This window comes from Paenibacillus sp. BAC0078 (assembly GCF_054483875.1).
Genome location: NZ_JBTLRW010000019.1, coordinates 106,593 through 131,429 on the forward strand (window position 1 = coordinate 106,593; position 24,837 = coordinate 131,429).

19 protein-coding genes, 2 rRNA genes and 1 riboswitch are annotated in these 24,837 nt (G+C 53.7%); all 21 genes read right to left on the reverse strand.

All coding sequences use genetic code 11. From position 1 onward, the window contains the following. Nucleotides 1-86 precede the first annotated feature (86 nt). Nucleotides 87-1,496 (reverse strand): helix-turn-helix domain-containing protein, encoded by a 1,410-nt coding sequence (locus tag ACX1DY_RS25800; protein ID WP_458967058.1) that lies wholly within the window; start codon nucleotides 1,494-1,496, stop codon nucleotides 87-89. 628 nt (nucleotides 1,497-2,124) lie between these two features. Further along, complete coding sequence (locus ACX1DY_RS25805; protein ID WP_458967059.1) at nucleotides 2,125-3,438, reverse strand: SEC-C metal-binding domain-containing protein; 1,314 nt, start codon at nucleotides 3,436-3,438, stop codon at nucleotides 2,125-2,127. 184 nt (nucleotides 3,439-3,622) lie between these two features. After that, a complete protein-coding gene (gene purD, locus ACX1DY_RS25810) occupies nucleotides 3,623-4,888 on the reverse strand; it encodes a phosphoribosylamine--glycine ligase (RefSeq protein ID WP_458967060.1) in 1,266 nt (421 codons plus the stop codon). Nucleotides 4,889-4,912: 24 nt separating this feature from the next. Continuing rightward, nucleotides 4,913-6,460 carry a bifunctional phosphoribosylaminoimidazolecarboxamide formyltransferase/IMP cyclohydrolase gene (gene purH, locus ACX1DY_RS25815; protein ID WP_458967061.1) on the reverse strand — a complete coding sequence of 516 codons (1,548 nt, stop codon included), beginning with the start codon at nucleotides 6,458-6,460 and terminating at the stop codon, nucleotides 4,913-4,915. A gap of 229 nt (nucleotides 6,461-6,689) precedes the next feature. Further along, the gene (gene purN / locus ACX1DY_RS25820; protein ID WP_458967062.1) at nucleotides 6,690-7,304 is read right to left on the reverse strand and encodes a phosphoribosylglycinamide formyltransferase; all 615 of its coding nucleotides are present in this window, start codon (nucleotides 7,302-7,304) and stop codon (nucleotides 6,690-6,692) included. Further along, nucleotides 7,304-8,344 (reverse strand): phosphoribosylformylglycinamidine cyclo-ligase, encoded by a 1,041-nt coding sequence (gene purM, locus ACX1DY_RS25825; protein WP_458967063.1) that lies wholly within the window; start codon nucleotides 8,342-8,344, stop codon nucleotides 7,304-7,306. Before purM ends, purN begins: the two co-directional genes overlap by 1 nt. 740 nt (nucleotides 8,345-9,084) lie before the next feature. Next, entirely contained in the window at nucleotides 9,085-10,581 is a 1,497-nt protein-coding gene (gene purF / locus ACX1DY_RS25830) for an amidophosphoribosyltransferase (protein WP_458967064.1), read from the reverse strand. Then, a complete protein-coding gene (purL, locus tag ACX1DY_RS25835) occupies nucleotides 10,566-12,812 on the reverse strand; it encodes a phosphoribosylformylglycinamidine synthase subunit PurL (protein ID WP_458967065.1) in 2,247 nt (748 codons plus the stop codon). The genes purF and purL overlap by 16 nt, the downstream gene beginning before the upstream one ends. Continuing rightward, nucleotides 12,790-13,479: a phosphoribosylformylglycinamidine synthase subunit PurQ gene (purQ, locus tag ACX1DY_RS25840; RefSeq protein WP_458967066.1), complete on the reverse strand. Its 690-nt coding sequence runs from the start codon at nucleotides 13,477-13,479 to the stop codon at nucleotides 12,790-12,792. Before purQ ends, purL begins: the two co-directional genes overlap by 23 nt. Before the next feature lie 5 nt (nucleotides 13,480-13,484). Beyond that, on the reverse strand, nucleotides 13,485-13,730 hold the full coding sequence (gene purS / locus ACX1DY_RS25845; RefSeq protein WP_019913657.1) for a phosphoribosylformylglycinamidine synthase subunit PurS: 246 nt from the start codon (nucleotides 13,728-13,730) through the stop codon (nucleotides 13,485-13,487). Nucleotides 13,731-13,998: 268 nt separating this feature from the next. After that, nucleotides 13,999-14,889 (reverse strand): phosphoribosylaminoimidazolesuccinocarboxamide synthase, encoded by an 891-nt coding sequence (locus tag ACX1DY_RS25850; RefSeq protein ID WP_458967067.1) that lies wholly within the window; start codon nucleotides 14,887-14,889, stop codon nucleotides 13,999-14,001. A 370-nt stretch (nucleotides 14,890-15,259) separates the two neighbouring features. Then, nucleotides 15,260-16,555: an adenylosuccinate lyase gene (gene purB / locus ACX1DY_RS25855; protein WP_458967068.1), complete on the reverse strand. Its 1,296-nt coding sequence runs from the start codon at nucleotides 16,553-16,555 to the stop codon at nucleotides 15,260-15,262. Between the two features lie 6 nt (nucleotides 16,556-16,561). Further along, nucleotides 16,562-17,875 carry a 5-(carboxyamino)imidazole ribonucleotide synthase gene (gene purK, locus ACX1DY_RS25860; protein WP_458967069.1) on the reverse strand — a complete coding sequence of 438 codons (1,314 nt, stop codon included), beginning with the start codon at nucleotides 17,873-17,875 and terminating at the stop codon, nucleotides 16,562-16,564. Continuing rightward, nucleotides 17,872-18,357 (reverse strand): 5-(carboxyamino)imidazole ribonucleotide mutase, encoded by a 486-nt coding sequence (gene purE / locus ACX1DY_RS25865; RefSeq protein WP_458967070.1) that lies wholly within the window; start codon nucleotides 18,355-18,357, stop codon nucleotides 17,872-17,874. The genes purK and purE overlap by 4 nt, the downstream gene beginning before the upstream one ends. 306 nt (nucleotides 18,358-18,663) lie before the next feature. After that, nucleotides 18,664-18,765: riboswitch (purine riboswitch) on the reverse strand. A gap of 158 nt (nucleotides 18,766-18,923) precedes the next feature. Then, complete coding sequence (locus tag ACX1DY_RS25870; protein ID WP_458967071.1) at nucleotides 18,924-19,358, reverse strand: universal stress protein; 435 nt, start codon at nucleotides 19,356-19,358, stop codon at nucleotides 18,924-18,926. A gap of 26 nt (nucleotides 19,359-19,384) precedes the next feature. Further along, nucleotides 19,385-19,648: a DUF1294 domain-containing protein gene (locus ACX1DY_RS25875; protein ID WP_019913664.1), complete on the reverse strand. Its 264-nt coding sequence runs from the start codon at nucleotides 19,646-19,648 to the stop codon at nucleotides 19,385-19,387. Nucleotides 19,649-19,729: 81 nt separating this feature from the next. After that, nucleotides 19,730-20,980 (reverse strand): MFS transporter, encoded by a 1,251-nt coding sequence (locus ACX1DY_RS25880; RefSeq protein ID WP_458967072.1) that lies wholly within the window; start codon nucleotides 20,978-20,980, stop codon nucleotides 19,730-19,732. Nucleotides 20,981-21,167: 187 nt separating this feature from the next. Further along, on the reverse strand, nucleotides 21,168-23,306 hold the full coding sequence (locus ACX1DY_RS25885; protein WP_458967073.1) for a DNA topoisomerase III: 2,139 nt from the start codon (nucleotides 23,304-23,306) through the stop codon (nucleotides 21,168-21,170). Between the two features lie 210 nt (nucleotides 23,307-23,516). Beyond that, complete coding sequence (locus ACX1DY_RS25890) at nucleotides 23,517-24,257, reverse strand: acyl-[acyl-carrier-protein] thioesterase (RefSeq protein WP_458967074.1); 741 nt, start codon at nucleotides 24,255-24,257, stop codon at nucleotides 23,517-23,519. Between the two features lie 264 nt (nucleotides 24,258-24,521). Continuing rightward, nucleotides 24,522-24,638 (reverse strand): 5S ribosomal RNA (gene rrf, locus ACX1DY_RS25895). Between the two features lie 82 nt (nucleotides 24,639-24,720). Then, nucleotides 24,721-24,837 (reverse strand): 23S ribosomal RNA (locus ACX1DY_RS25900); the annotation flags it as partial.

Below are 24,837 nucleotides of genomic sequence, written 5' to 3' on the forward strand. Positions count from 1 at the left end.
TAGATTAACCTCCATGAAATTCAGAAAAAGCGCTGAATGAATGATTGATCCCTGCAGAAATTGGAATAACCAACACTAAAGCAAAACTAGCTACGACCAATAGGGATGCTAATTTTCTTTTCATGTTCTTCTTCCTCCTCTTTTAATAGGTTCTGATATCTATGTTGTATTTCATGGGATGCAAATGCTCTATATCTCTCAAATAGCCTCACAAAAGCGAGAATACGGGTTTCGTTGTTGATGAGAGATGACGTGTACAAACCGGCCAATAAGTATTCAAAACCCATCAGGTACAGGCCTTGCCTCAGATAATACTGGGCAACCCCGTGCAGAAAACGGGCATATTGCTCGGAAACCACTTGCTTCGTATATACACCCACAGCCTCCTGATGCTGCATCTGCATGTAGCCGTTAATTTCGGAATCAAAATACTGCAGGATGTGATCCACATTGAGATCAAACAGATTGGCCGCCTCTGTAATGTTTAATAAGCCAACCAGAAGCTCATCCTTGTTCTGTGCTATATAGGATACATAATCGGCAAGTACGCTTTCATCCCCGCGCATCAGCTTGGACACATACATATTGGCCTCTGCCCATCCTTTATACAGCTTCAGCCAATGCAAGGTGTCCTCATCCGTTTCCTTGACCCAGCTCAAGTCCTCATAAGCGCATGCAAATTGCATCTCTTGCTCATGATCGCCCCTGGCATTACAGACACTTCCCCGAAGCATATAAGAGAAGGCCAAATATACAAACATTGGTTTCTTCGGCTTCTTCCTAGGCTCCTGCCTTACTCTTGTTGGTTGGACAGGCGTAAAAAGCTGAATATGGGCCAGACGCCCCATTTCCTGGGCGATCCGATCCACCTTGTCCCAGCGCCTCAGCGAACGGTACGTATTCGCCAGGTCTCTTAGTGCATCAAGCTGGTCTATCTCGTCAAGCCGATCCACAAAAGGCTCAAATTGCAGCGCACACTGGAGGTTGTCCTCCTGATTATCGCTTAACCGGAGCGTAAACAAACGATACTGGCAAAAAGCCAGCCGTTCGGAATGCTGCCGTCTCTCACTGAGCGCCACACTCTCATAGAGCAGGGCCGCCGCAGCGTGCTTGCCTTCCGCGAAGAATTCCTCAGCTACCTCGAAGAGCAATGGCGAATAAGTCAGATTGTCGAGCAGCAGCGGCAGCATTTGCTCGATACAGTCCAGCTTGTCCAGCTCCGCACAACGGTACAGCAAGGGTCTGACTCTACGCCAATTCGGCACGGCTTGCACCATACACTCCTGAATGTACTGCTCGTAGAAATGACCTTGATTCAGATCCAGCACCGCAGTCATCCGGTCCAACTGATCCACAGCCATAATCCGGTTGCCCTTCAGGATGGAACTCACCGTACCTGCGTTGAGGCCAGCCAGCCTTCCCAATTGGCTAAAGCTTAGCCCTTCGCGTTCTATAAAACTCTCCAGCTCGGTACGAATCGTGGTTGTATTGTTCAAATAAACCACCCCTTAGGCACGCTTCACAATGTCGGAAATCCCCGTTGCAGCTTCGCTAGCATTTGATAATATTTCCTAATATATTGCAAATATAACCATAAAACTCGCCCAGGTCAATTCTTTTTTTTGCATTCTCTTTTTTTCTGCATCATGTTATATAATACGTCAATTTTCGCGTTGAATTTTGTTGGATATCGCGTGATCCCATCGTGCATTGTGATTGAGTCACCTTGCCCTGCGGGGACAGACCCAAGTGGAAAAAGGGAACTTAATTTTGTCCCCTTCCGCTCCATAGCAAGCGTTTGTGGGAAAAAGTCCACCTAATCCGGTCGATTCGCAACATTCTAGCTGGAATCGCTCCAATTAAGTTTACTTATTCCCACTAACGTCCCTACGGAACGCTTTTGAGTATATTTATGTTTACTTTTTCCACTTCACTCCGGGAATCATAACCTCCAAGCCTCTTCCGCGAAGCAAATCACATTCGTCCTGCGGAAATTGGGACCAAAAGTAGCTTATCCCCAACTTTATACACGCCTTATTCCACAAGAGGCGGAAAATCATAATCTCCTAACAACAAAAAAAATCACAGCCGCATGCGGCTGTGATTGGTTGTCTGGATGATATCCTACTGCTTAAGCATCCACTTGAGCAGGTCCGGTACACTCGCCCATAGACGGGAGTGCATAATCACATATTCGATTGCCTCATTCGGGTCGCCCATCCCGACAAAATCCGGGAGGTTATGCGGCAGACGCTTCACACCCAGCAGGTAATCGGGCACATGCTTGTTCACACCCCGTGCCACGCGGTACAGCATTTTAAGCTGGGAAGTGATTCCGTTCTTCTTGTACTCCAGAATGATCCGGTCATAGGCAAAAGCGGCAGCGGCATCATCCTTGCCGTACTTCTCCAGCACCTGCTCCGCCAGGTCCAACTGGTTGCTGTACAGGTACACAGCAGCGAGCAGGTAGCGTGCACCGGTATTGTCTTCCGTATTCAGCTCAAGGATATGCTCCAGGGTCTGCGCCGCTTCTTCGGCGTTTCCACCAAACCAGCAGGACTCGGCGTAGCTTTTGCAAATGCGGATATAAGGGCGGGTCTCTTGGAGGCCCCAGAAGTGTCCTTTATTCTTCGCAAAAAACAGATCACCCAGCTCGCGTTCGCCTGCAGTGATTCCCGCCTTGAGATAAGCCCGGGCATCTTCCTCGTTCTCCGACTCCTCGGCCAGAATGAGATAAGCGTCAGAGCTGCCCGGATACATTTCCAGCGCTGCTTGTGCCAGTTGTATTCTCCGTTTGGAAGAAGTCGCTTCCATCGCCATGTAGAGCAGGGCCTGCGCTTTATCCTTAGGTGTGCCCGGGCCGTTCAGCGCCAGGAGCTCATCAGCCTCGCCGCCCATCCCGTACTCCTCAATATAGTTAAGCATTTCCTTAACCTTGCGTGAAATCGTCGCCGTTGTAACCTCATATTTGCCAGCAAGCTTAGCCTGCGAAATATTAAAGCCGTATTCTTCGGACAGCAGATACTCGATAGCCGCGCAGAAGGAGCCTGCCTTCTTCACGGCAGGCTTAGCCTGGCGGGAATAGCCGTTCCACAGCACCAGCGCTTCAAAAATCAGCTCCCGCTCATACTCATTCCGCATACTCTCAATAAGCTGCAGCGCCAGCTGCTCATGAGCCGGATGCTCCCATTGCATCTCACGCGCCACCATTTTTTTCAGCTTGGTCAATGTAAGCTTGCTCTCAGGCCGGATCGCGGCTGCCTGGACCGGCTGTTCTATTTCCGGCTGGATGTCTGCCGCCTCATGGGCAGCCGCTTCCTCGGCTGTTACCATCCGCAATATGGATTGTACTGCAGATTTTTCTTTGTCCAGACAGCATCTTTTATATTTTTTCCCGCTTCCGCATGGGCATGGCTCATTTCTTCCAACCTTACTCAAAAGTAATTCCCCCTTGAAGCTAATGATTTAAAAAAGGCCTTTCCTGAAAGGAAAGACCCTTTATCTGTATATTTCCGCACATTTTTCCCCCGTACGAGTTGTATTATAGCACTTCTTCTATCACTTGTCAGTCCTTTTTTAGGACTAATAGCGTAAAAGCCTGCTGTAATACAGTTCTTTATCCTCAGACAAGCGCCTTCATTGCAATATCGCTGCGCTTGTGCATCCCGGAAAAAGAAATAGTCTCCGCGCTGGCGTATGCCGCTGCACGCGCCTCGGCAATGGTTGCGCCCATGCCAACGACTCCAAGCACCCGGCCACCGTTCGTTACCCAGCTTCCGTCTTCACCGCGTGCAGTTCCGGCATGAAAGATCAGCTCATCCGGTCTGTTCTCAAGCCCGGCAATCGGCACACCCTTGGGATACGTTCCGGGATACCCTTCAGAAGCCAATACCACGCAGACCGCCGCTTCCTCGCTCCATTCGATCTCGATGTCAGCCAGCCGGCCCTCGGTTACGGCGAGGAAAATCTCCAGCAGATCACTCTTCAGCCTTGGAAGGACCACTTGTGTCTCGGGATCACCGAAGCGGGCGTTGAATTCAATCGTCTTCGGTTTGCCGTCCGGTGAGATCATCAGACCGGCGAACAGCACACCGCTGAAGGAACGGCCTTCCGCCACCATCGCTTTGGCCGTCGGCTTGATAATCGTCTCCACCGCTTCATCAATAATGGCCTGATCAATATGCGGCAGAGGCGAATACGTACCCATGCCTCCGGTATTGGGACCCTTATCCCCGTCATACGCCGGCTTGTGATCCTGGGCAGCAGCCATCGGGCGCACCGTCTCCCCGTCCACAAAAGCCAGAATCGACATTTCCTGCCCGGCAAGGAATTCCTCAATGACAACCTGTGCACCGGCTTCCCCGAACACCTTGGTCACCATAATATCCCGCAGGGCCAGCTCCGCTTCTTCCAGCGAGTAGGCCACGGTTACACCTTTACCTGCGGCCAGCCCGTCCGCCTTGATGACAATCGGCAGCCCCTGGCCACGCAAGTAGGCAAGCGCCGCATCATAGTCGCTGAACTTCTCGTAAGCTGCCGTAGGAATGCTGTATTTATGGAGCAGATCCTTCATAAAGGTTTTGCTGCCTTCAATTTCTGCCGCATTTTTGCGCGGCCCGAATACTGGAATGCCGTGCGCTTCAAAGGCATCAACGATGCCAGCCGCCAGCGGATCATCCGGTCCGATGACAACGTAGTCGATCTTCCGCTCCTTGGCAAACGCAACCAGCTTATCGAACTCGAATACGCCGATTGGCACACACTCCGCAAGCTGCGCAATCCCGGCATTGCCGGGGGCGCAGTAGATTTTACCGGCTTTGGGGCTGCGGGACAGGCTCCAGATGATTGCATGCTCCCGGCCGCCGCCGCCAACTACTAAAATATCCATAGACATGAAGCCCTCCCTGGCGTTCTAGTGTTTGAAATGGCGAACGCCGGTAAAGACCATGGCAATACCATATTCATTAGCAACCTTAATCGACTCTTCATCCTTGATGGAGCCTCCCGGCTGAATAACAGCAGTGATTCCTGCTTTTGCTGCCATTTCCAGCGTATCGCCCATTGGGAAAAATGCATCGGAGGCCAGTACGGAGCCTTTGGCTTTCTCCCCGGCCTGCTCAATGGCGATCTTGGCCGCACCGACACGGTTCATCTGGCCTGCACCTACACCGACGGTCATATCATCCGCAGCAAGCACGATGGCATTGGATTTCACATGCTTAACGACCTTCCAGCCGAACAAGAGCTGCTTCAATTCTTCCTCGGTAGGCTTACGGTCAGTCACAACTTGCAGCTCATCAGGGTTGACGGAATGCACGTCGCTCTCCTGCACAACCATGCCGCCCTCAATGGAGGTAACGACAAAGCTGGATTTACGGGCCGCAGCGGTGCTGAGATTACCGATTTTGAGCAGACGGATGTTCTTTTTCTTCGTGAGAATCTCTAGCGCTTCGTCCGTGAAGCCCGGTGCCAGTACGATTTCAAGGAAAATATCCTTCAGCAAATTCGCAGTATCGGCATCAATAATCCGGTTCGCCGCAACAATGCCGCCAAAGATAGAGGTCGGATCAGCGTTGTAGGCTTTCTGATAAGCTTCATATACGCTTGCCCCTACACCCACACCACAAGGATTCATATGCTTAACCGCCACAACAGCCGGTTCTTCGAATTCCTTCACGATCTGCAGCGCTGCGTTGGCATCGTTGATATTGTTGTAGGACAGCTCTTTGCCGTGCAGCTGCTCGGCAGCCGTGAGCGTATCCTGTGCAGCCAGCGGCTTGCGGTAGAACGCAGCCTTCTGGTGCGGATTCTCTCCATAACGCAGATCCTGGATTTTCTCGTAAGTCACAGTATAGCGCTCCGGCAGCGGTTCACCGGTCACATTCGCCAGATAATCGGAAATCAAGGCATCATAAGCCGCCGTGTGACGGAACACTTTTGCTGCAAGACGTTTGCGTGTTTCTAGGGTTGTATCTCCGCCTGCACGCACTTCCTCAAGCACAGTCGCATAATCGGCTGCATCCACCACCACACTGACAAAAGCATGGTTCTTCGCCGCCGAACGCAGCATTGTCGGTCCGCCGATATCAATGTTCTCGATCGCTTCCTCGTAGGATACATCAGGCTTAGCAATCGTCTCCGCGAACGGATACAGATTGACCACTACCAGGTCGATGTAGTCGAGACCCAACTCCTGCATCTGCTTCGTATGCTCTTCGTTGTCACGAACCGCCAGAAGGCCGCTGTGTACGGCAGGATGGAGTGTTTTAACACGCCCGTCCATAATTTCCGGGAACCCTGTCACATCGGAAATACCGATGACCGGTACGCCTTCTTTGGCGAGAAGTGTGCTGGTGCCGCCTGTAGAGATGATTTCTACGCCCAATGCAGACAGCTCGCGGCAAAAATCCACGATGCCCTGTTTGTCCGATACGCTGACCAGCGCTCTTTTGATACTCACTTTGAATAGTCCTCCTCCGGAAAATACAAGATTTAGTTTCTGGTAATGCTGATCTGCTATGTGAAAAATAACGCTGTGAAAATGATCATAGAAGCCCGCGTCTTGCGACAATCGTCTGCAATGCAAGCAAAATCTACTGTCGCTCGACACCCGGGTATCCGCCCGCGCGATATTTCCCGAGAAATATCAGAAACGCTGAGGCTTGTCCGTGGAATGTCGATGGATGCCGCTACTCCCGGATAACCGTCTTTCTGCCATCCAGTTCTATTTTCCCGGCAGCTAAAGCGCCCACAACTTCAGGATACAGCTCATACTCCACCTTATGGATACGTTCCGCTAATGATTCAGCAGTATCCTCAGGCTCTACGGCAACACTGCGCTGGGCGATTACCGGACCGGTATCCATGCCCCCATCGACAAAATGCACTGTCACTCCTGTCAGCTTCACACCATAATCCAGCGCTTGGCCTATCGCGTCTTTTCCGGCAAAAGCCGGCAGCAGCGAGGGATGAATATTGACGATCCGTCCGGCGTATGGCGTCAGTAGTACCGAAGTAATCAGGCGCATGTACCCTGCCAGCACGACCAGCCCGATGTCCCGGCGCTGCAACTCGGCTACAATCTCAGCCTCGTAGAGCTCCCGGCTTGCAAAGTCCTTCGGCCGCAGCAGAAGAGCGGGAATGCCCGCCGCCTCCGCGCGCTGTGCCACAGGCGCTTCCGGCCTGTCGGAGACCAGCAGCTCAATGCGTCCCCCGCCAAGCTTACCGGCCTTCTCGGCCTCTGCCAGTGCGGCAAAATTGCTGCCCTGCCCGGAGGCAAACACAGCGATCCGGCTCCACTGCATCACACTTCAGCTCCCGTAAAGGTAACCTTGCGTTCTCCTTCAGTCACTGTGCCGATCAGGTAGGCTTCTTCTCCGCTTGCTTGGAGCAGCTCGAGTGCACGTTGTCCATCCGCCTCAGCTACAACCAGCACCAGGCCCACACCCATGTTAAAGGTGGTGAACATATCACGGTTGCTAACATTGCCTTTGCTCTGCAGCAAATCGAAGATCGGCAAAATCGGCCAGGAGCCATGATTAATTTCCACGTTCACACCCTCAGGCAGCACGCGCGGAATGTTCTCGATGAACCCGCCTCCTGTAATATGGGCCATACCCTTGACTGGAAGCTGCTCCAGCAGCGCCAGCAACGGCTTCACATAAATCTTGGTAGGAGCCAGCAGCACATCCACAAGCGGAGCACCCAGCTCAGGAACCACATCGTTCAGCCCGTAACCGCCATCCTCCAGCAAAAGCTTGCGCACCAGCGAGAAACCGTTGCTGTGCACACCGCTGGAAGCAAGGCCGATTACCGTATCCCCCGGCGCAATATCCGCGCCTGTCACCAGCTTGGCCTTGTCAGCCACGCCAACCGTAAATCCGGCGATATCATATTCGCCCGCAGCGTACATCCCTGGCATCTCGGCGGTCTCACCGCCGATCAAGGCGCAGCCTGCCTGGTGGCAGCCTTCAGCGATTCCGGCTACAATAGCCTCGATCTTCTCCGGCACGACCTTGTCGCAAGCCAGATAATCCAGGAAGAACAGCGGTTCTGCACCCTGTACCACAATATCATTCACACACATTGCTACGGCATCAATGCCAATCGTGTCGTGGCGGTCAGCCGCGAAAGCGATCTTGAGCTTCGTGCCTACGCCATCGGTTCCCGATACGAGCACCGGCTCTTCATATTTGTCTTTATTCAAGCCGAAAAGCGCGCCGAAGCCGCCCAGCTCCGTCATGACTTCAGGACGGTAGGTGCGCTTCACATGCTTCTTCATGCGTTCTACCGCTTCATTGCCAGCCGCAATATCCACTCCGGCGTTTTTATAAGCTTCGGACACTTTTGGACACCTCATTTAAATTAGTTTAGAGCGCGGTTTCGGGGCGGCAGGATTTGGTTGGTGGCTATAATCGTCATTACGAGGAATGTTTGGACTTCCGGTCGCTGTTATGGTTGGATTTCCTTGATTTGAACCGCTGTTTGCGGTAGAAATCCAACCATAAAGGCGAACGCTATCGCTCCTACAGTTCCAAACTTCCTCTCCATGACTCAAGCCACCGGGGCAAACCCAGCCGCAAGCCGCTGTACGCGCCTTGCACAGGGGCAGCAGGCTCGGCGCCCGGCTTCGCCAAGGGCGCCTCACTTAGCGAGAGCTCCCCCGCTTTTGCGCAGCAAACAGGGCGGGGGGCGTGAGCTTGCTCGCGCACGGGGCGAAGCCGTGCGCGCCATTAGGCAAGAGCTCCCCCGCTTTTGCGCAGCAAACAGGGCGGGGGCGCGAGCTTGCTCGTGCACAGGGCGAAGCCGTGCGCGCCATTAGAGCGAGAGAACCTCCGATTTTGCGGAGCAAATAGGCCAGGTTCTCGAGCTTTCAGGCCCGGCGAGGCAGCATGCCGCCGGGGCTCGCAGCGCCGTGGAGCGTGTCCGCAGGACAAAGCGGGCACACGCACCCACGCCAGCTTAGAAAGTTTAAAGCAAACTCCTACCGCCAAGCTTTCGGGTGGCCGGAGGGCAGCGCCCTCCGGAATCCCCCTTTGCAAGGGGGACTTAGGGGGATGACCACATTTAGGGGGATGGACCCAACTAGCAGCTACACCCGTCCTTCTCTTCCCCGCCGAAATCCACCTGCGTCGGGTAATCGTTATCGAAGCAGGAGAGGCACAAGCCGCCTTTGTAATCGCTGCTGTTATGGCCGCCGATGGACTGGATCAGGCCCTCCGGTGTGAGGAATGCCAGCGAATCGGCGTTGATCTCCTTACACATTTCTTCAATCGTCTTGTAGGAGGCGATCAGTTCACGGCGGTCCGGTGTATCAATGCCGTAGAAGCAAGGGTTCTTGAACGGCGGTGAGGTAATCCGCACATGGACCTCGGTCGCGCCGGCTTCACGCAGCAGGTTGACGATCCGGCGCGAAGTCGTGCCGCGCACGATGGAATCGTCGATCATGACGACGCGTTGGCCTTCAACGACGCGGCGGACGGCGCTCAGCTTCATCTTTACGCCCTGCTCGCGCAGCTCCTGGCTCGGCTGGATGAAGGTCCGGCCGGTGTATTTATTTTTGATCAGGCCAAGCTCGTAAGGGATGCCTGTCTGCTCGGCATAGCCGATGGCCGCCGAGATACTGGAGTCCGGCACGCCGGTTACAATGTCGGCGTCAACGAACGCTTCCAGCGCCATCCGGCTGCCCATCCGCTTGCGGGCGGCGTGCAGGTTGGCGCCGTTCAGATCGCTGTCCGGCCGGGCAAAATAAATATATTCCATCGCACACAGCGCCTTACGCTTCGGCTCGGTGAAACGGTCTTCCAGGAAGCCGTTCTGGTCAAGCACCAGCAGCTCGCCTGGCTCAATGTCGCGGACGAACTTCGCGCCGATGACCTCCAGCGCACAGGATTCCGAAGCGAAGACATAGGCTTCGCCTACCCGTCCCATAACAAGCGGACGCAGGCCGTGCGGATCGGAAGCTACAATAAGCTTGTCATTGGTCATCAGCAGGAAGGCGAATCCGCCCACGAGCTGCTGCAAAGCATCTTTGGTCGCTTCGACAAAATCCTTCTGCGAGCGCGCAATCAAATGCGCCAGCACCTCGGTGTCGCTTGTCGTCTGGAAGATCGAGCCGCTTTGCTCAAGCTGCTTGCGGATCAGCGGCTCGTTTACAATATTCCCGTTAGTGGCAATCGCCAGATCTCCATCGCGATATTTGAAGACAAGCGGCTGCGCATTGGTCAGCCGGCTGTCGCCGCTGGTGGAATAGCGCACATGTCCGATAGACATATTGCCGATCAGCGAGGCAATTTTGTCTTTATCGAACACTTCCTTTACTAGGCCCATGCCGCGGTGATAGTTGAAGTCGCGTCCATCTGCCACGCAGATGCCTGCGCTCTCTTCACCCCGGTGCTGCAGGGCATGCAGTCCGTAGTAGGACATGGAAGCAGCTTCCGGGTGTCCGAAGACCCCGAAAACGCCGCATTCCTCTTTTAAGGTGTCAAAAATATCTCCCGAGCCCGTTCCTTCGTTATAAAAGTCGCCGGTCCACAGGATTGGGGTCTCCTGCTTGTTCCCGGTCTTTATTTCATAAGACATGGAATAGCATCCTCCCAAATAGTTTTGAGTTCTGTTACAGACTCGTCCAGAGCAGCTGTGCCGTCCAGGTGAACACGCAGTCTGTCTCCACCGACAGTTCCGATGATTTCCACCGGCACACCGTAAGCAGCAACCGCCGCTTTCAGCTCTTCCGCACGTTCAGGTGCCGAAGTCAGCACAATGCGGGATTGGCTCTCGCTGAACAGTGCCACGTCAGGACGCAGCCCGCCAGCGGACAGCTCGATATTCGCGCCGATGGAACCGCTGATGCAGCTCTCAGCCAGCGCAGCAGCCAAACCGCCTTCGGAGAGGTCATGCGCCGAGCGGACCAGTCCGCTGCGGATGACGCCAAGGACAGCATCCAGCAGCTTCTGCTCGGTTGCCAGATCCAGCTCCGGCGGACGGCCTTCGGTCAGACCGTGTACAGCATATTGGAATTCACTGCCGCCAAGCTCGGCTTTGGTTACTCCGAGCAGAAGGATCGCATCGCCTTCCTGCTTGAAAGCCTGAGTCGTAATATGATCGGTATCCTCAACCAGACCGACCATGCCGACAACCGGAGTCGGATAGATCGCGCCGGTAGCATTTTCGTTATACAGACTGACGTTACCGCCGATAACCGGCGTATCCAGCACGCGGCAAGCTTCAGCCATACCGTCTACAGCACGTTCCATTTGCCAGAAAATCTCCGGCTTCTCCGGGCTGCCGAAATTCAGGTTGTCTGTTATGGCCAGCGGCTTCGCTCCGGAGCAGACAATGTTGCGCGCCGCTTCGCTGACGGCAATCCGTCCGCCCACTTCAGGGTCCAGATACACATAACGTCCATTGCAGTCCGTAGTCATTGCCAGGCCCTTACGTGTTCCGTGGATGGTAACCACTGCCGCATCAGAGCCGGGACGAACCGCCGTACTGGTCCGCACCATGTAATCGTACTGGTTATACACCCATGCTTTGCTTGCTACTGTAGGTGAAGCGAGCACAGTGCGCAGTGCACCGCCCAGATCAGTCACTTCTTCATAGCGCAGCGTATCGACATTTGCGTTCTCTTCATAGTAGGCAGGAACGGTTGAAGGCTTTTTATAGATCGGGCATTCGTCTACCAGAGCTTTTACCGGCATGTCGCCGACAACCTCGCCATGATGGAACAGCTTCAAGCGGCCGTCATCGGTTACCTTGCCCACTTTACGGCAGATAACCCCCCAGCGGTCAAAAATCTCCTGCGCCTGCGCCTCATCCTTAGGCTCAACCACGAACAGCATCCGTTCCTGCGATTCAGACAGCATCATCTCATAAGGGGTCATGCCTTCTTCACGCTGCGGCACCTGATCCAGGTACAGCTCCAGGCCGTTGCCTGCTTTGCTCGCCATCTCGGCGCTTGAGCAGGTAAGCCCCGCTGCGCCCATATCCTGAATACCAAGCACGATGCCGCTGTCGATCAGCTCCAGACAGGATTCCATCACCAGCTTTTCCATGAACGGATCGCCGACCTGCACCGCTGTCTTCTTGGCTTCCGACTCTTCACTCAATTCCACAGAGGCAAAGGTCGCGCCATGAATACCGTCACGGCCCGTTGGAGGACCTACGTAGAACACGGGGTTGCCCACACCTTTGGCGACACCGCGCTGGATTTTATCATGGTCGATCAGTCCGACACACATCGCGTTGACCAGCGGATTGCCGTCATAGCTGTTGTCGAACATAATTTCGCCGCCCACGGTCGGAATACCGATACAGTTGCCGTAGCCAGCAATACCGGACACGACATGCTCGAACAAATATTTTACCCGGTCGCTCTCCAGCTTCCCGAACCGCAGAGAGTTCATCAGCGCCACCGGTCTTGCACCCATGGAGAAAATATCGCGGATAATCCCGCCCACACCGGTCGCCGCGCCCTGATAAGGCTCTACTGCCGACGGATGGTTGTGACTTTCGATTTTGAAGACCACCGCCTGGTTGTCTCCGATGTCCACGATCCCTGCGCCTTCGCCCGGTCCCATCAGAACACGCGGTCCGCTTGTCGGGAAACGTCCCAGCAGCGGCTTGGAGTTCTTATAGGCGCAGTGTTCAGACCACATTACGCTGAAAACACCAATTTCCGTGTAGTTCGGCTTACGGCCCATGAAAGAAGTGATCAGCTCATATTCGCTGTCCGATACTCCGAATTGACTGTAAATCTTCTGCTCTGCAATTTGCTCTGCGGTCGGCTCCTTAGCGGATACTTGCTGCGTCATAACGATCCCTCCATGTCTTGAGAATGGATGTGAACATCCGTTTGCCGTCCTCGGACCCGAGCAGGCTGCTTACCGCCCGTTCCGGGTGAGGCATCATGCCAACCACATTGCCTGCCCTATTACTAATGCCCGCAATATCGGCTACCGAGCCGTTAGGGTTGTCACTGTATGTGAATACGATCTGATTGTTTGCTTTGAGCGATGCCAAAGTCTCCTCGTCACAGTAATAGTTGCCTTCGCCATGTGCGATCGGAATGACGATCTCTTCATCCTTCGCATAATCAATAGTAAACGGGGTTGTGTTATTAACGACCTTAAGCACCGTGTCATGACAGCGGAACTTCATCGACATGTTGCGGCGCAGTGCTCCGGGCAGCAATCCCGCTTCGGTCAGAATTTGGAACCCGTTGCAGATGCCGAGCACGAATTTGCCTTGCTCCGCGGCTTTGGCCACTTCAGCCATAACCGGAGCGAACCGGGAAATCGCGCCGCAGCGCAGATAATCACCATAAGAGAAACCGCCCGGCACAAGAATGCAGTCATACGCCGACAGGTCTGTCGCGGTATGCCATACATAATCTACTGGTTCGCCAAGGCTGTCTTCTACCGCTTTGTAGCAGTCAATGTCGCAATTGGAGCCGGGAAAGACAAGTACAGCAAATTTCATGACTTTTAGTCCTCCAATTCGTAGCGGTAATCCTCGATCACCGTGTTGGCCAGCAGCTTCTCGCACATTTCCTTCAGACGTCCTTCCGCTTCAGCGCGGTTGTCAGTATCGAGAGTCAGCTCCATATACTTACCGATGCGCAGAGATTCAACCTCTTGAAAACCTACGGAATGCAGCGCTCCTTGCACGGCTACACCTTGGGGATCGAGAACACTCTTCTTAATGGTGACATAGACTGTCGCTTTTAACATACGCTTGTAGTTCCTCCTAAAATTTAATGAGCACAAAATTACAATTCACTTAACTGCATATTGTGCAGCTATTAACTCCATATCTCCGGCAAAATCAAGTTTAGTTGTATTCTCTACAGTTACATTTCGGAATAACAGCTATTTAAGACCATTTCATCCATTTTAGCTGTACCAAATACAATTAAATTAAAAATGACATATACTTTGGGCAAAATAACTGCAGAGAGTGCAATTAGCAGTTGCTACAGTTGATTTTGCTCATTTCACTCTATAAAGACTTGCCGGTGAGACGATGATAAATATCCAGATAACGGCGGGTGGTTTCTTCTACGACTTCAGCAGGGAGCGGGTCCGGGGTGCTGTTCTTGTCCCAGGAGGATTCGGACAGATACGTCCGTACCGGCTCTTTGTCCATGCTGTCGATTTCGATATCAAGTAGGTATTTTTCCTTGGACCAGAAGCGTGAAGCATCCGGTGTAAAAATCTCGTCAATCAGAATCACCTTGCCGTCCAGCAGCCCGAACTCAAATTTGCAATCCGCGAGAATAATGCCGTGCTCTTCACAGTACTCTCTGGCAAAAGCGAACAGCTTCAGGCTCTTCTCCTTAAGCTCCAGGGCAAGCTCTGCACCAATCAGCTCCTGCATCTTCTCAAAAGGAATATCCTCGTCGTGGCCGACATCGTTTTTGGCGGCTGGCGTGAAAATCGGCTGGGATAGCACTGCATTTTTGCGGAGTCCTGCGGGAAGTGCAATTCCGTTCACCTTGCCGGTCTCCTGATACTGCCGCCAGCCGCCGCCGGTAATGCAGCCGCGCACGACGCATTCAATATCAATGCGCTCCGCCTTGCGGACAACCATGATGCGGTTTCTCAGCGCTTCCTTGTCCCGCACAACGTTTCCAAGCTTATCCACATCAATGTGTACGACATGGTTCTCCATCAGCTCCTGGGTTTTGCCGAACCAGAAAGCGCTGAGCCGGTTAAGCACATTGCCCTTCTCCGGCACCGCCGGGTCAAGCACATAGTCGAACGCGGAGATCCGGTCCGTGACGACGATCAGCACCTCTTCCCCCAGATCGTACAATTCGCGAACCTTTCCTTTGTAGAGCAGCGGTGCATTTACGAGATCCACAGCCGTGGATACGGCAGGGTATGTCATGACCTTTCCTCCCTTGAACTAATGATCTTGCTTATATACTTGAGCTAGAAGCACTGGGACATTCTTCGATTCGAATCAACAAAAATTGAAATACTCCTTGGGGCTAATAGGTTCACTGCAAAAAATGTTTGGACTTCCGATCGCTGTTATGTTTGAATTTCCTGATTTGAACCGCTGGTAGCGGTAGAAATCCAAACATAAAGGCGAACGCTAACGCTTCTCCAGTTCCAAAATTTCTCTCCGCTCCTTTTTAACCCAAATACCTATTCCAATCCCCCTGCTGCTCCGCCCCTCAGAATAAAAAACCACCCAGTGCCACCGCTCGTATTATTCATCCAGCTCCTCAGTTCACCACTAACTTACCTTTTAATTAGATAAGCTCCAGCTTGCGGAAGATGGTGTCCACATGCTTAAGGTGCCAGGAAGGGTTGAATGCATCCTCGATTTCTTCCGGACTGAGCACAGCGGTGATTTCCGGTGTTGCTTCAACGATGTCGCGGAACTGGGTTTGCTCTTCCCAGGCCTGCATCGCACGCGGCTGTACCGTATCGTAGGCCTGCTCGCGGCTGAAGCCTTTGTCGATCAGCTTCGTCAGGATGCGGCCGGAAAACGGAACCCCGAAGGTGCGGTTCATGTTGCGCTTCATATTTTCCGGGAAGACGGTCAGATTCTTCACAATGTTGCCGAAACGGTTCAGCATATAGTTCAGCAGCATAGTCGCATCCGGCAGGATAATCCGCTCCACCGAGGAGTGCGAGATATCGCGCTCATGCCACAGCGGCACGTTCTCGTAAGCAGTAACCATGTGTCCGCGAATGACGCGGGACAGGCCGGAAATATTCTCGCAGCCGATAGGATTGCGTTTATGCGGCATTGCCGACGAACCCTTTTGGCCCTTCGCAAAAGCCTCTTCAACCTCCCGGATTTCGCTCTTTTGCAGGGCGCGGATTTCTGTGGCGAATTTGTCCAGGGACGTAGCCACAAGTGCCAGCGACGCCATATATTCCGCGTGACGGTCACGCTGCAGCGTCTGTGTAGAGATTGGCGCCGGGCTGGTACCCAGCTTGCGGCAGACAAATTCTTCGACGAACGGGTCGATGTTGGCGTAGGTGCCGACAGCGCCGGAAATTTTACCGAACTGTACGCCGTTTGCGGCATGGCGGAAACGCTCCAGGTTACGTTTCATTTCCTCGTACCAGAGCGCCATTTTCAGACCAAAGGTTGTTGGCTCGGCGTGTACACCGTGGGTACGTCCCATCATCGGAGTGTCTTTGTACGCCAGAGCTTTTTCCTTAAGAATCTCGATGAAGTTAATGATGTCCTTCTCCAAAATCTCGTTCGCCTGACGCAGCAGATATCCAAGCGCCGTATCCACAACGTCCGTGGAGGTTAATCCGTAATGCACCCATTTGCGCTCCGCACCCAGGCTCTCGGATACCGCACGGGTGAAGGCAATGACATCATGGCGTGTTTCCAGCTCAATTTCATTAATGCGGTCGATATTGAATGTAGCGTCCTTGCGCAGCTTGGCGGCATCCTCATGCGGGATAACTCCCAGCTCGGCCCAAGCCTCGCAAGCGCAAAGCTCTACTTCCAGCCAAGCGTTGAATTTATTTTCTTCGGTCCAAATGGCCCGCATCTCAGGTCTGCTGTAACGTTCGATCATATCTGGTCAGTTCCTCCAAAGGTTAGTTTGCTCCACCCAGGCCAGGCCGTCACCGGTGTCCTTGCAGAGCAGATTGATATGGCCCATTTTGCGGCCGGTTTTGCTCTCGGTCTTGCCATATATATGAAGCTTGGGTGCTACACCAAGCCGGTTTGCTTCTTCATCCGCTGTGCTGAACGCCTGGATGGCCCCGTCCAGATGCTGGCCAAGCACATTCACCATCACCACGGGGGTGAGGAGTGTAGTGTCGCCAAGCGGTAGATTGCAGATCGCACGCACATGTTGCTCGAACTGCGAGGTCACGCAGGCATCCATCGTATAATGCCCGGAATTATGCGGGCGCGGCGCAAGCTCGTTCACGAACAGCTCACCGTCCTCAGTGACGAACATCTCCACCGCCAGGAGTCCAACCGCATTCAGACCGGCTATCAGCCGCTCTGCCAGCTCGCAGGCCCGCCGCTGGATCTCCTCCGGCACTCTGGCGGGCACAATCGACAAATGCAGGATGTTATTCAAGTGTATGTTCTCTGCCGGCGGGAAGCTTTTGACCTCACCGGAGGCGCTGCGGGCGGCAATAACAGAAATTTCGCAGCGGAAGGCTACAAATTTCTCCAGTACCAGCTCCGGCGCGTCTGCTCCCGGCGCCACCAGCCGGAAGGCTGCTTCCAGCTCTTCCGGCTGGCGGATGACGGCTTGTCCCTTGCCGTCATACCCCCCTGTGGCTGTCTTCAGCACACAGGGCAGGCCCAGCTCCGCAGCCGCGGCGTTCAGCTCCGCCAGGCTGCCGACCTTGCGGTACGGGGCAACGGGCACTCCCGTTGCCTCGATCGCCGCCTTCTCGCGCAGCCGGTGCTGCGTCGTATACAGCAGCGCGCTGCCCTGCGGCACGTACGACTCTGCCGTCAGCAGCGCGGCCACGTCCGCGTCGACGTTCTCGAACTCGTACGTGATGACGTCTGCGCGCTGCGCCAGCTCCCGCGCCGCGTCCCGGTCGTTGTACGCCGCTGTAATCTGCGGCGTCACCTGCCCGCAGGGCGCATCCGGCGCGGGATCGAGCGCCACGAAGCGGTAGCCCATGGCGCTGCCGGCCAGCGCCATCATTCGCCCGAGCTGTCCGCCGCCAAGCACGCCAACCGTGGCGCCGGGCAGCAGCGTCCGAAGCGTGGCAGTATCAGCCGAAGCATCAACCACCGGCTTCGATAACCCCCTGCCTTCAAGGCTATCCTGAGCAGCCGCCACAGGGCGTTCTCCCTTCAACTGTTCCAGGCTTTCTTGCCCGGCTTCCTCAAGGCCTTTCGCCTTCAGCTCCTCTGGCCTCATAGGCTCTCGCTGCTTTCCAGCACTTCGCGTGCAATGGCATCGCGCCGCTGCTGCACCCGGCTCTGCACCTCAGGATCGAACGCGCCGATCATCTGTGCGGCGAGCAGCCCCGCGTTGGTGGCCCCAGCGCGGCCAATGGCTACTGTCGCTACCGGTATGCCGCCGGGCATCTGCACAATGGAGAGCAGCGAATCGAGGCCGTTCAGCGCCTTCGACTGCACCGGCACTCCGATAACTGGCAGAACCGTCTTCGCAGCCACCATCCCCGGCAGATGCGCCGCTCCGCCCGCACCAGCAATAATCACACGCAAGCCCCGGCCCGCAGCCTCCTCCGCATAACGGAACATTAAGTCCGGTGTACGGTGCGCCGAGATCACCTTTTTCTCATAAGCTACTCCTAGCTCCTCAAGCACAAGACAAGCCTGCTCCATTGTTTCCCAATCTGATTTGCTGCCCATGATGACGCCAACCTGCACAGACATGATTCAACCTACCTTCCGCTCCCCAATTTAGAGACTCATGCTATAAGTTTATCCTGTTTCACACCAGACACTCATGCCGCTTTTTTTCCGTAATCATGTCTTCTGATCAACATCGTTATTTCAGGAAAGATTTCCATGAAATCCGAAAAAAAAAGCCCGGATTCCAAACGCATGTTGCTGCGGGTGGACCCAGACTACTGCAGGAATAGGAGAACTGTCCCAGTGCACACTGCTTCTGCAGTCATATACCCGGGATAAGCGCACAGCTCGCCGCCCCTCGGTTCCGGGGCGGCGCTGACGGCCGTTCTAGTCATCCTATTTCCTCGTAGTCCGGCAATTTACGGTTACCGGGTAGAAACTTCCGGGCCTTATTCCCGGTTTTATACGAGCTCTTCATAGATTCATCTTAACAATGCCCTACACTTCATGTCAACTTAAACACGAACATTGTTATTTCCAGCAGTCAAAACGTTCGCTTTTGGGCACATTTGGAATCGCTATTTTACATCTTATCCTACATCTTATAGAAAAAAGGGGAACGCCTTCGCGCCCCTCTCTTTAATCTATTATTTAACGACCAATACCGGAATCCGGGCGCTCTGCACAACATTGTGGCTTACACTACCCAGAACAAATTCACGGATTCCGCCGAGCCCGCGGCTGCCGATAACAATCACGTCCATCGCATGCTCCTTGGCGTAGCTTAATATTACTTCAGCAGGCGAGCCCTGCAGCAGTTCAACAGTAGCATTCAGTCCCTCAGCTTCCAGACGGCTTTTCACTTCATCCGTAGTTTGTACCGCCAAATCATAATAATCCTTGTTCACTGAGGCCGGCAGAGGCGCGAGAGCCTCCCCGATGAAGAAGCGCGGGAATTCAAAAGCGTGTACGACGTAAAGGGATGCACCCGGAGTAACCTTAGCCAGCTCAATCGCCCGCTCCAGTGCTTGATTGGAGGCCTTGGAACCGTCATAGGCAAGCAAAATTTTAGAGAATAACATGTACGCCACCTCTTCTTCTGTTTTGTTTATCCCAAAAAGTAACCATACAGCAAGATATTCAGCAGCAGCAAGAGCGGAATTCCGATCCTGAAGGAAGTATGCCTGGTCTTGTGGCGCTTGCGGTACATGGCGATCAGCACACCCAGCGCACCGCCCATAAATGCCAGCAAAAACAATGTTTTTTCCGGCACCCGGTCCCGCCTTTTCCGGGCCCTGTTCTTGTCCTCGGACATCACCACATACCCGATAATATTGATAAGTGCGAACCACAGCAATACAACCTGGAGCATCCTTTCCGGCCCCTCCTCCCAGACATCCTATCTACTATTTATTATATTACCCTTTTAGACAAAAAACCAATAATCCTTACATCACCTGCGCGCTATCTGCCCGGCTTTTCCCTGCTCCCTGCCAATTACGCCAGTATCCTTGATCCATAGCCAGGACAATACCGCAGCAAGCGCCGCCGCAATGCCTCCCAGCCAAAAGCCTCCCCGCAGCCCGTAAGCCGCACTCATCCAGCCCGCCACAAAAGGACCGCCCGACATCCCGATGGCATACACCGCCTGATAAAAGCCCATCGCCGTAGCCCGCTTGAACGGAGCCACCCCGGAGACCGATTTGCCCAGCAGCAGCGGAAAAATCAAGCCCTGCATAAAGCCGTTCCCCACCTGTGTCGCGCATAGTGCCGCAAGGTTCGGCATCGAAGGAATCAAGAGCGTGAACAGCGCGCTTCCGGCAAAACCGAGCAGCAGCGTTCCCCTATCGCCCAGCAGCCTGCCGAACAACCGGGAACCATAGAGGGTGGCAACAGCATGCGGCAGCATAAAAGCCAGTGTCAGCCAGCCGAGGCTCTCTTTGCTCGCTCCGATATTCAGCGCCTGGTTCGGGGTGTAGCCGAACATCGTAATGAACAGCACACAATGCGCCAGCACCGATAAAAGTGATACTTTGACCAGCAGCGGCTCTTTGATCACTCCGGCCAAATCCTTGATTTGTATCGCGCTTTCGCGCTTCTCCAGCTTTTGCTCCGGCAAGCGGAGCGCAATGAGCAGGGCTGCAGCCGCCACCAATCCGCCAATCACAAACGGGGTATTCCAGCCCCAATGCTGAACCATATACCCGCTGATCATCATGCTTGCGAGCTGTGCAATCACGGTAGTGAACTGCAGCATGCTCATGGCTTTTCCGGCATCCTCCTTCGGGAAATACCCGGCGAACATCACCGAATATACAACCCACGCCGAGGCCGCAATTCCGGATACCGCACGAGCCGCCAGCGCCCAGCCAGGATGCGATCCCGCCATAAACAGCAGACAGCTTGCCCCGCTGGCAATCAAGCCAAGATAGATGAACGGCCGGCGGCGGTTGAGAATATCCGAACCAATACCAATCGGGAGCCGGAACAGAATCTGCATCAGCCCATATACTCCCAGCACCGCCCCGACCATTACATAAGAGGCTCCCAGATGCTCTACATACGGTGAAAGTACCGGAACATAGATGTAGGAAGAAAACCAGAACATAAAGACAATTATTAAAAAGAACAACCGGCTGCCGCCTCTGCTTCCCGAGGCCTCCGCAGACGAGTCTTCATACTCTTGTTGCTGTACCGCTGCCAATCCATCACCCGCTCCATCTGTATTTTCCTGATAACGCTCCGTTCATTTTAGATATAATTGGCAAAACATCTATTTCATGTCATAAATTATAATGGAATCTTTTCTCATCATCATAATTTAACTTTATACTATTCATTCCCTTATTCAGCTGCCCTTTACTATTTGGCTGCCGGTAACGCTGCTTTGTTTACTTCCCCTTCTCCTTAGCTTCCATCGCTGCTTTCAGCAGCTCGCCCAAGTTCGATCCAACACTTTCCGTTTTGCTGTACTGCTGCACCAGCTTTTGCTGCTCACGTTTGTTGACATGCTTGTGGTCCTTGTCCATCGTCTCTGTAATTCCGCAGCCGAGACACTGCACATAACGCCCTGCCTTGCCCTCTTTAAGCTCCATCTTCTTATGGCACTGCGGACAGCGGCGGTTCGACAACTGCTTCTCACCTGCACGGGTATAGCCGCAGTCATCCGCAGGACAGACCAGCAGCTTGCCGCGTTTGGTCTTCTTCTCCAGCATTCTCGTCCCGCAATTCGGGCAATGGCTGCTGGAGACATTATGCGGCTTGTATTCCGCCCCGCTGTTCTTCACACCGGACACCAGCTCCTGGGCCATACTGCGAATTCCCTGCAGAAAAGGCTCTGGCCGCCCCTGCCCGCGGGCAATCTTCTCAAGCTCCGCTTCCCAGCGTGCCGTAAGCTCCGGCGTTCGCAACTGGCTCGACACCAGTCCGATCAGCTGCTTGCCTTTTCCTGTCGGATGCAGCAGATTGCCCTGGCGCTCAATAGTATCCGAGCTGACCAGCTTCTCGATAATATCGGCGCGGGTAGCAGGCGTCCCAAGACCATGCTTCTCCATCTGCGTCAGCAGCGAAGCTTCATTATAGCGCTTCGGCGGCTGCGTCCGGCCTGGACGGATGATACAGCGCTGCACGGTAACAGTTTCGCCTTCACGCAGCTCCGGCAGCTTCACACTGCTTGCCGCCGGTTCATCCGCGGCGTTCTCCTCTTCATCATCGCTGCTCATATCCCCGCCGTAGACCTCTCGCCAGCCGGCGTCTTTTACCGTAGTTCCTTTAACATGGAAGCTTTCGCCTTCCACATTAACCGTAACGGTCACTGCATCATAACGTGCCGGAGGATAAAACAGGCTGATGAACCGCCGCACGATCAGATCATACAGCTTACGCTCCTCTGAGCTTAGCGAGTTTAGCAGTACCGTCTGCTCTGTAGGAATAATCGCGTGGTGATCGCTCACCTTGCTATCGTCCACAATCCGTTTGGTAATCGGCAAAGGCTTGCGCAGCAGCGGTCTTGCGAGCGCTGCGTAAGGGCCGACCGCCACGCTGTCCAGTCTTTCTTTTAACGTAGCGGTCATATCCGAGGTCAGATAACGGCTGTCCGTGCGCGGATACGTTACCAGCTTATGCTGCTCATACAGCCGCTGAAGCACGCTGGAAGTCTGCTTTGCCGAGAAGCCGAACTTGCGGTTGGCATCACGCTGCAGCTCTGTCAGATCATAGGCCAGCGGATGCGGTTCACTCTTCTCGCTTTTCTGTACCTTGGCAATACGTCCGCTGCGTCCGGTAACCTTCTCCTTCAGCACTGCCGTTTTGTCCCGGTCAAAAATACGCCCATCCCCGCCCTGAGCCCGCCAGCCGGCCTGAAAGCTGCCAAAATCAGCCATCAACTGGTCATACTCCTGGGAACGAAAGCCGGTAATTTCACCCTCCCGGTCCATGATCATCCCAAGCGTCGGTGTCTGCACCCGTCCGGCAGACAGAGGCGCGCCGAACTTGCAGGTCAGCGCCCGCGTCACGTTAAGCCCAATCATCCAATCCGCCTCCGCGCGGCAGCGGGCCGATTCATACAGCCGGTCAAAGTCCCGGCCCGGCCGCAGCGATGCGAAGCCTTCCTTAATCGCTTTATCCGTCTGCGAGGAAATCCACAGACGCCGGAACGGCTTGCGCCAGCCGGCCATATTCATAATCCAGCGCGCCAGCAGCTCGCCTTCACGCGCCGCATCCGTAGCGACAACCAGCTCCTCAATATCCTGCCGTTTCATAAGCTGCTGCACCGCCTTGTACTGCTGGTTCGTTTCCCGCAGCACCTTCAGCTTCGTCTTCTCGGGCAGAATCGGCAAGTCCTCCAATGCCCAAGCCGCGTATTTATTATTATAGTCTTCGGGCTCCGCCAGCCCCACTAAATGGCCCAAAGCCCAGGTAACAACATATTTAGGACCTTCAATATAGCTTTTTTGCTTATTTCCACAGCCCATCACCCGCGCAATCTCACGCGCTACCGACGGCTTTTCCGCAAGTACCAATACCTTCATAGGTCTCTCCCTTCCTTTTCAACACCTCATTATACCATGATCCCAACCCCGCAAAAATCGTCAGGCTGATTCTGCGCGGACAATAATACAATAAATGTCCCTATGAGCTGCTATAACGCAACAAAGACCGTAGCTGGTGAACAGACACGGCCTTTGCCTTTTTACTATTTTTTCCACGTTCATATACTGTATTATTAATGCCATGTATGATCAGAATTCCAGGCATGCTGTAAAAAACACCTTATCCCCTGCTACTCCCTGTACAAATATACCTTCATTAGTTAAAGCCGACCGCTGGATTTGCATTTCATCTCCGAACTTGGCTTCTTGTGCATAAGTAATCCGAAAGCGCCTTAACTCCTTAGCCCCCCACTCCTCCAAAGACAAGGCATCACAGCAGATTTCTCCATACCGTGCGTTATTCAAATGATGGTTACTGTCCAGTCCGCTGAACCTAACCTGATATAAATAAACCTCTTGCAGAGTTACACTTTCAGGGATTGTTACTTTATCCGGTATAGGCCCGACTGAATCAGTCTCATAATGGTTTACCGGTACAGGAAGAGCTGTTGGCCGTAAAAGCTTCCGCTTCTCAATATCCACAAGTGCCCAGATCGAGCGTGCTACAGCTACCTCTGAATGATCCTTGTCATAAATGCGATAATCCCGTTGCCATAATGCCCCTTTCGTTCCTTTACTCCAGGTCCGCACTGTCAGCTGATCATTCAATCTTGGCATTCGGCCAAGCTCAAGATCAAGGGTAATCAACATCCAACCCATCCCGGCCGCCAGCATTTGCTCAAGTCCTAAACCAAGTGCACCCACCGCAGAATCAGCTGTACGCTGCATCATCTCCAGAATGAAAGAAAGCTTGCCTTGGGAACGGTAATCCGTATCACTTGCCTGTAGTACAAAATTCTCTGTCCACAGAAGATTAGTTGTATTATCCACTACTCTATCCCCTTTGCGAAATAAGAACGCGAATTAAGTATAAAAAACACCTATGTATCCACAATTATTCTACACTATCCACATAAACTGGGGAGTACTTCATCACCAATGCAGAAATAAAAGTTCTATCCACATGTGGACAAGTCTTTTCATTCCTTGTTAGCTCATATTATATCCACAATCTCCAGACAGCTTAAGATACTCCCCATTTCTCATCAAAAACAAAAAAAGCCACTGTCGATTACTCAACAATGGCTTCATGTTGCTTGGCGGCGTCCTACTCTCCCAGGACCCTTCGGTCCAAGTACCATCGGCGCTGGAGGGCTTAACGGTCGTGTTCGGGATGGGTACGCGTGGAACCCCTCCGCTATCGCCACCAAACGGGCACTTGCGGTGCAAATGCATAATTCAGGAACTTAATTCCTGAAAACTGAATCCGAAACGAAATCTGCGTAATAGTGTTTTGGATAAGCCCTCGACCGATTAGTATTGGTCAGCTCCACACGTTACCGTGCTTCCACCTCCAACCTATCTACCTCGTCGTCTTCAAGGGGTCTTACATACTGGGAAATCTCATCTT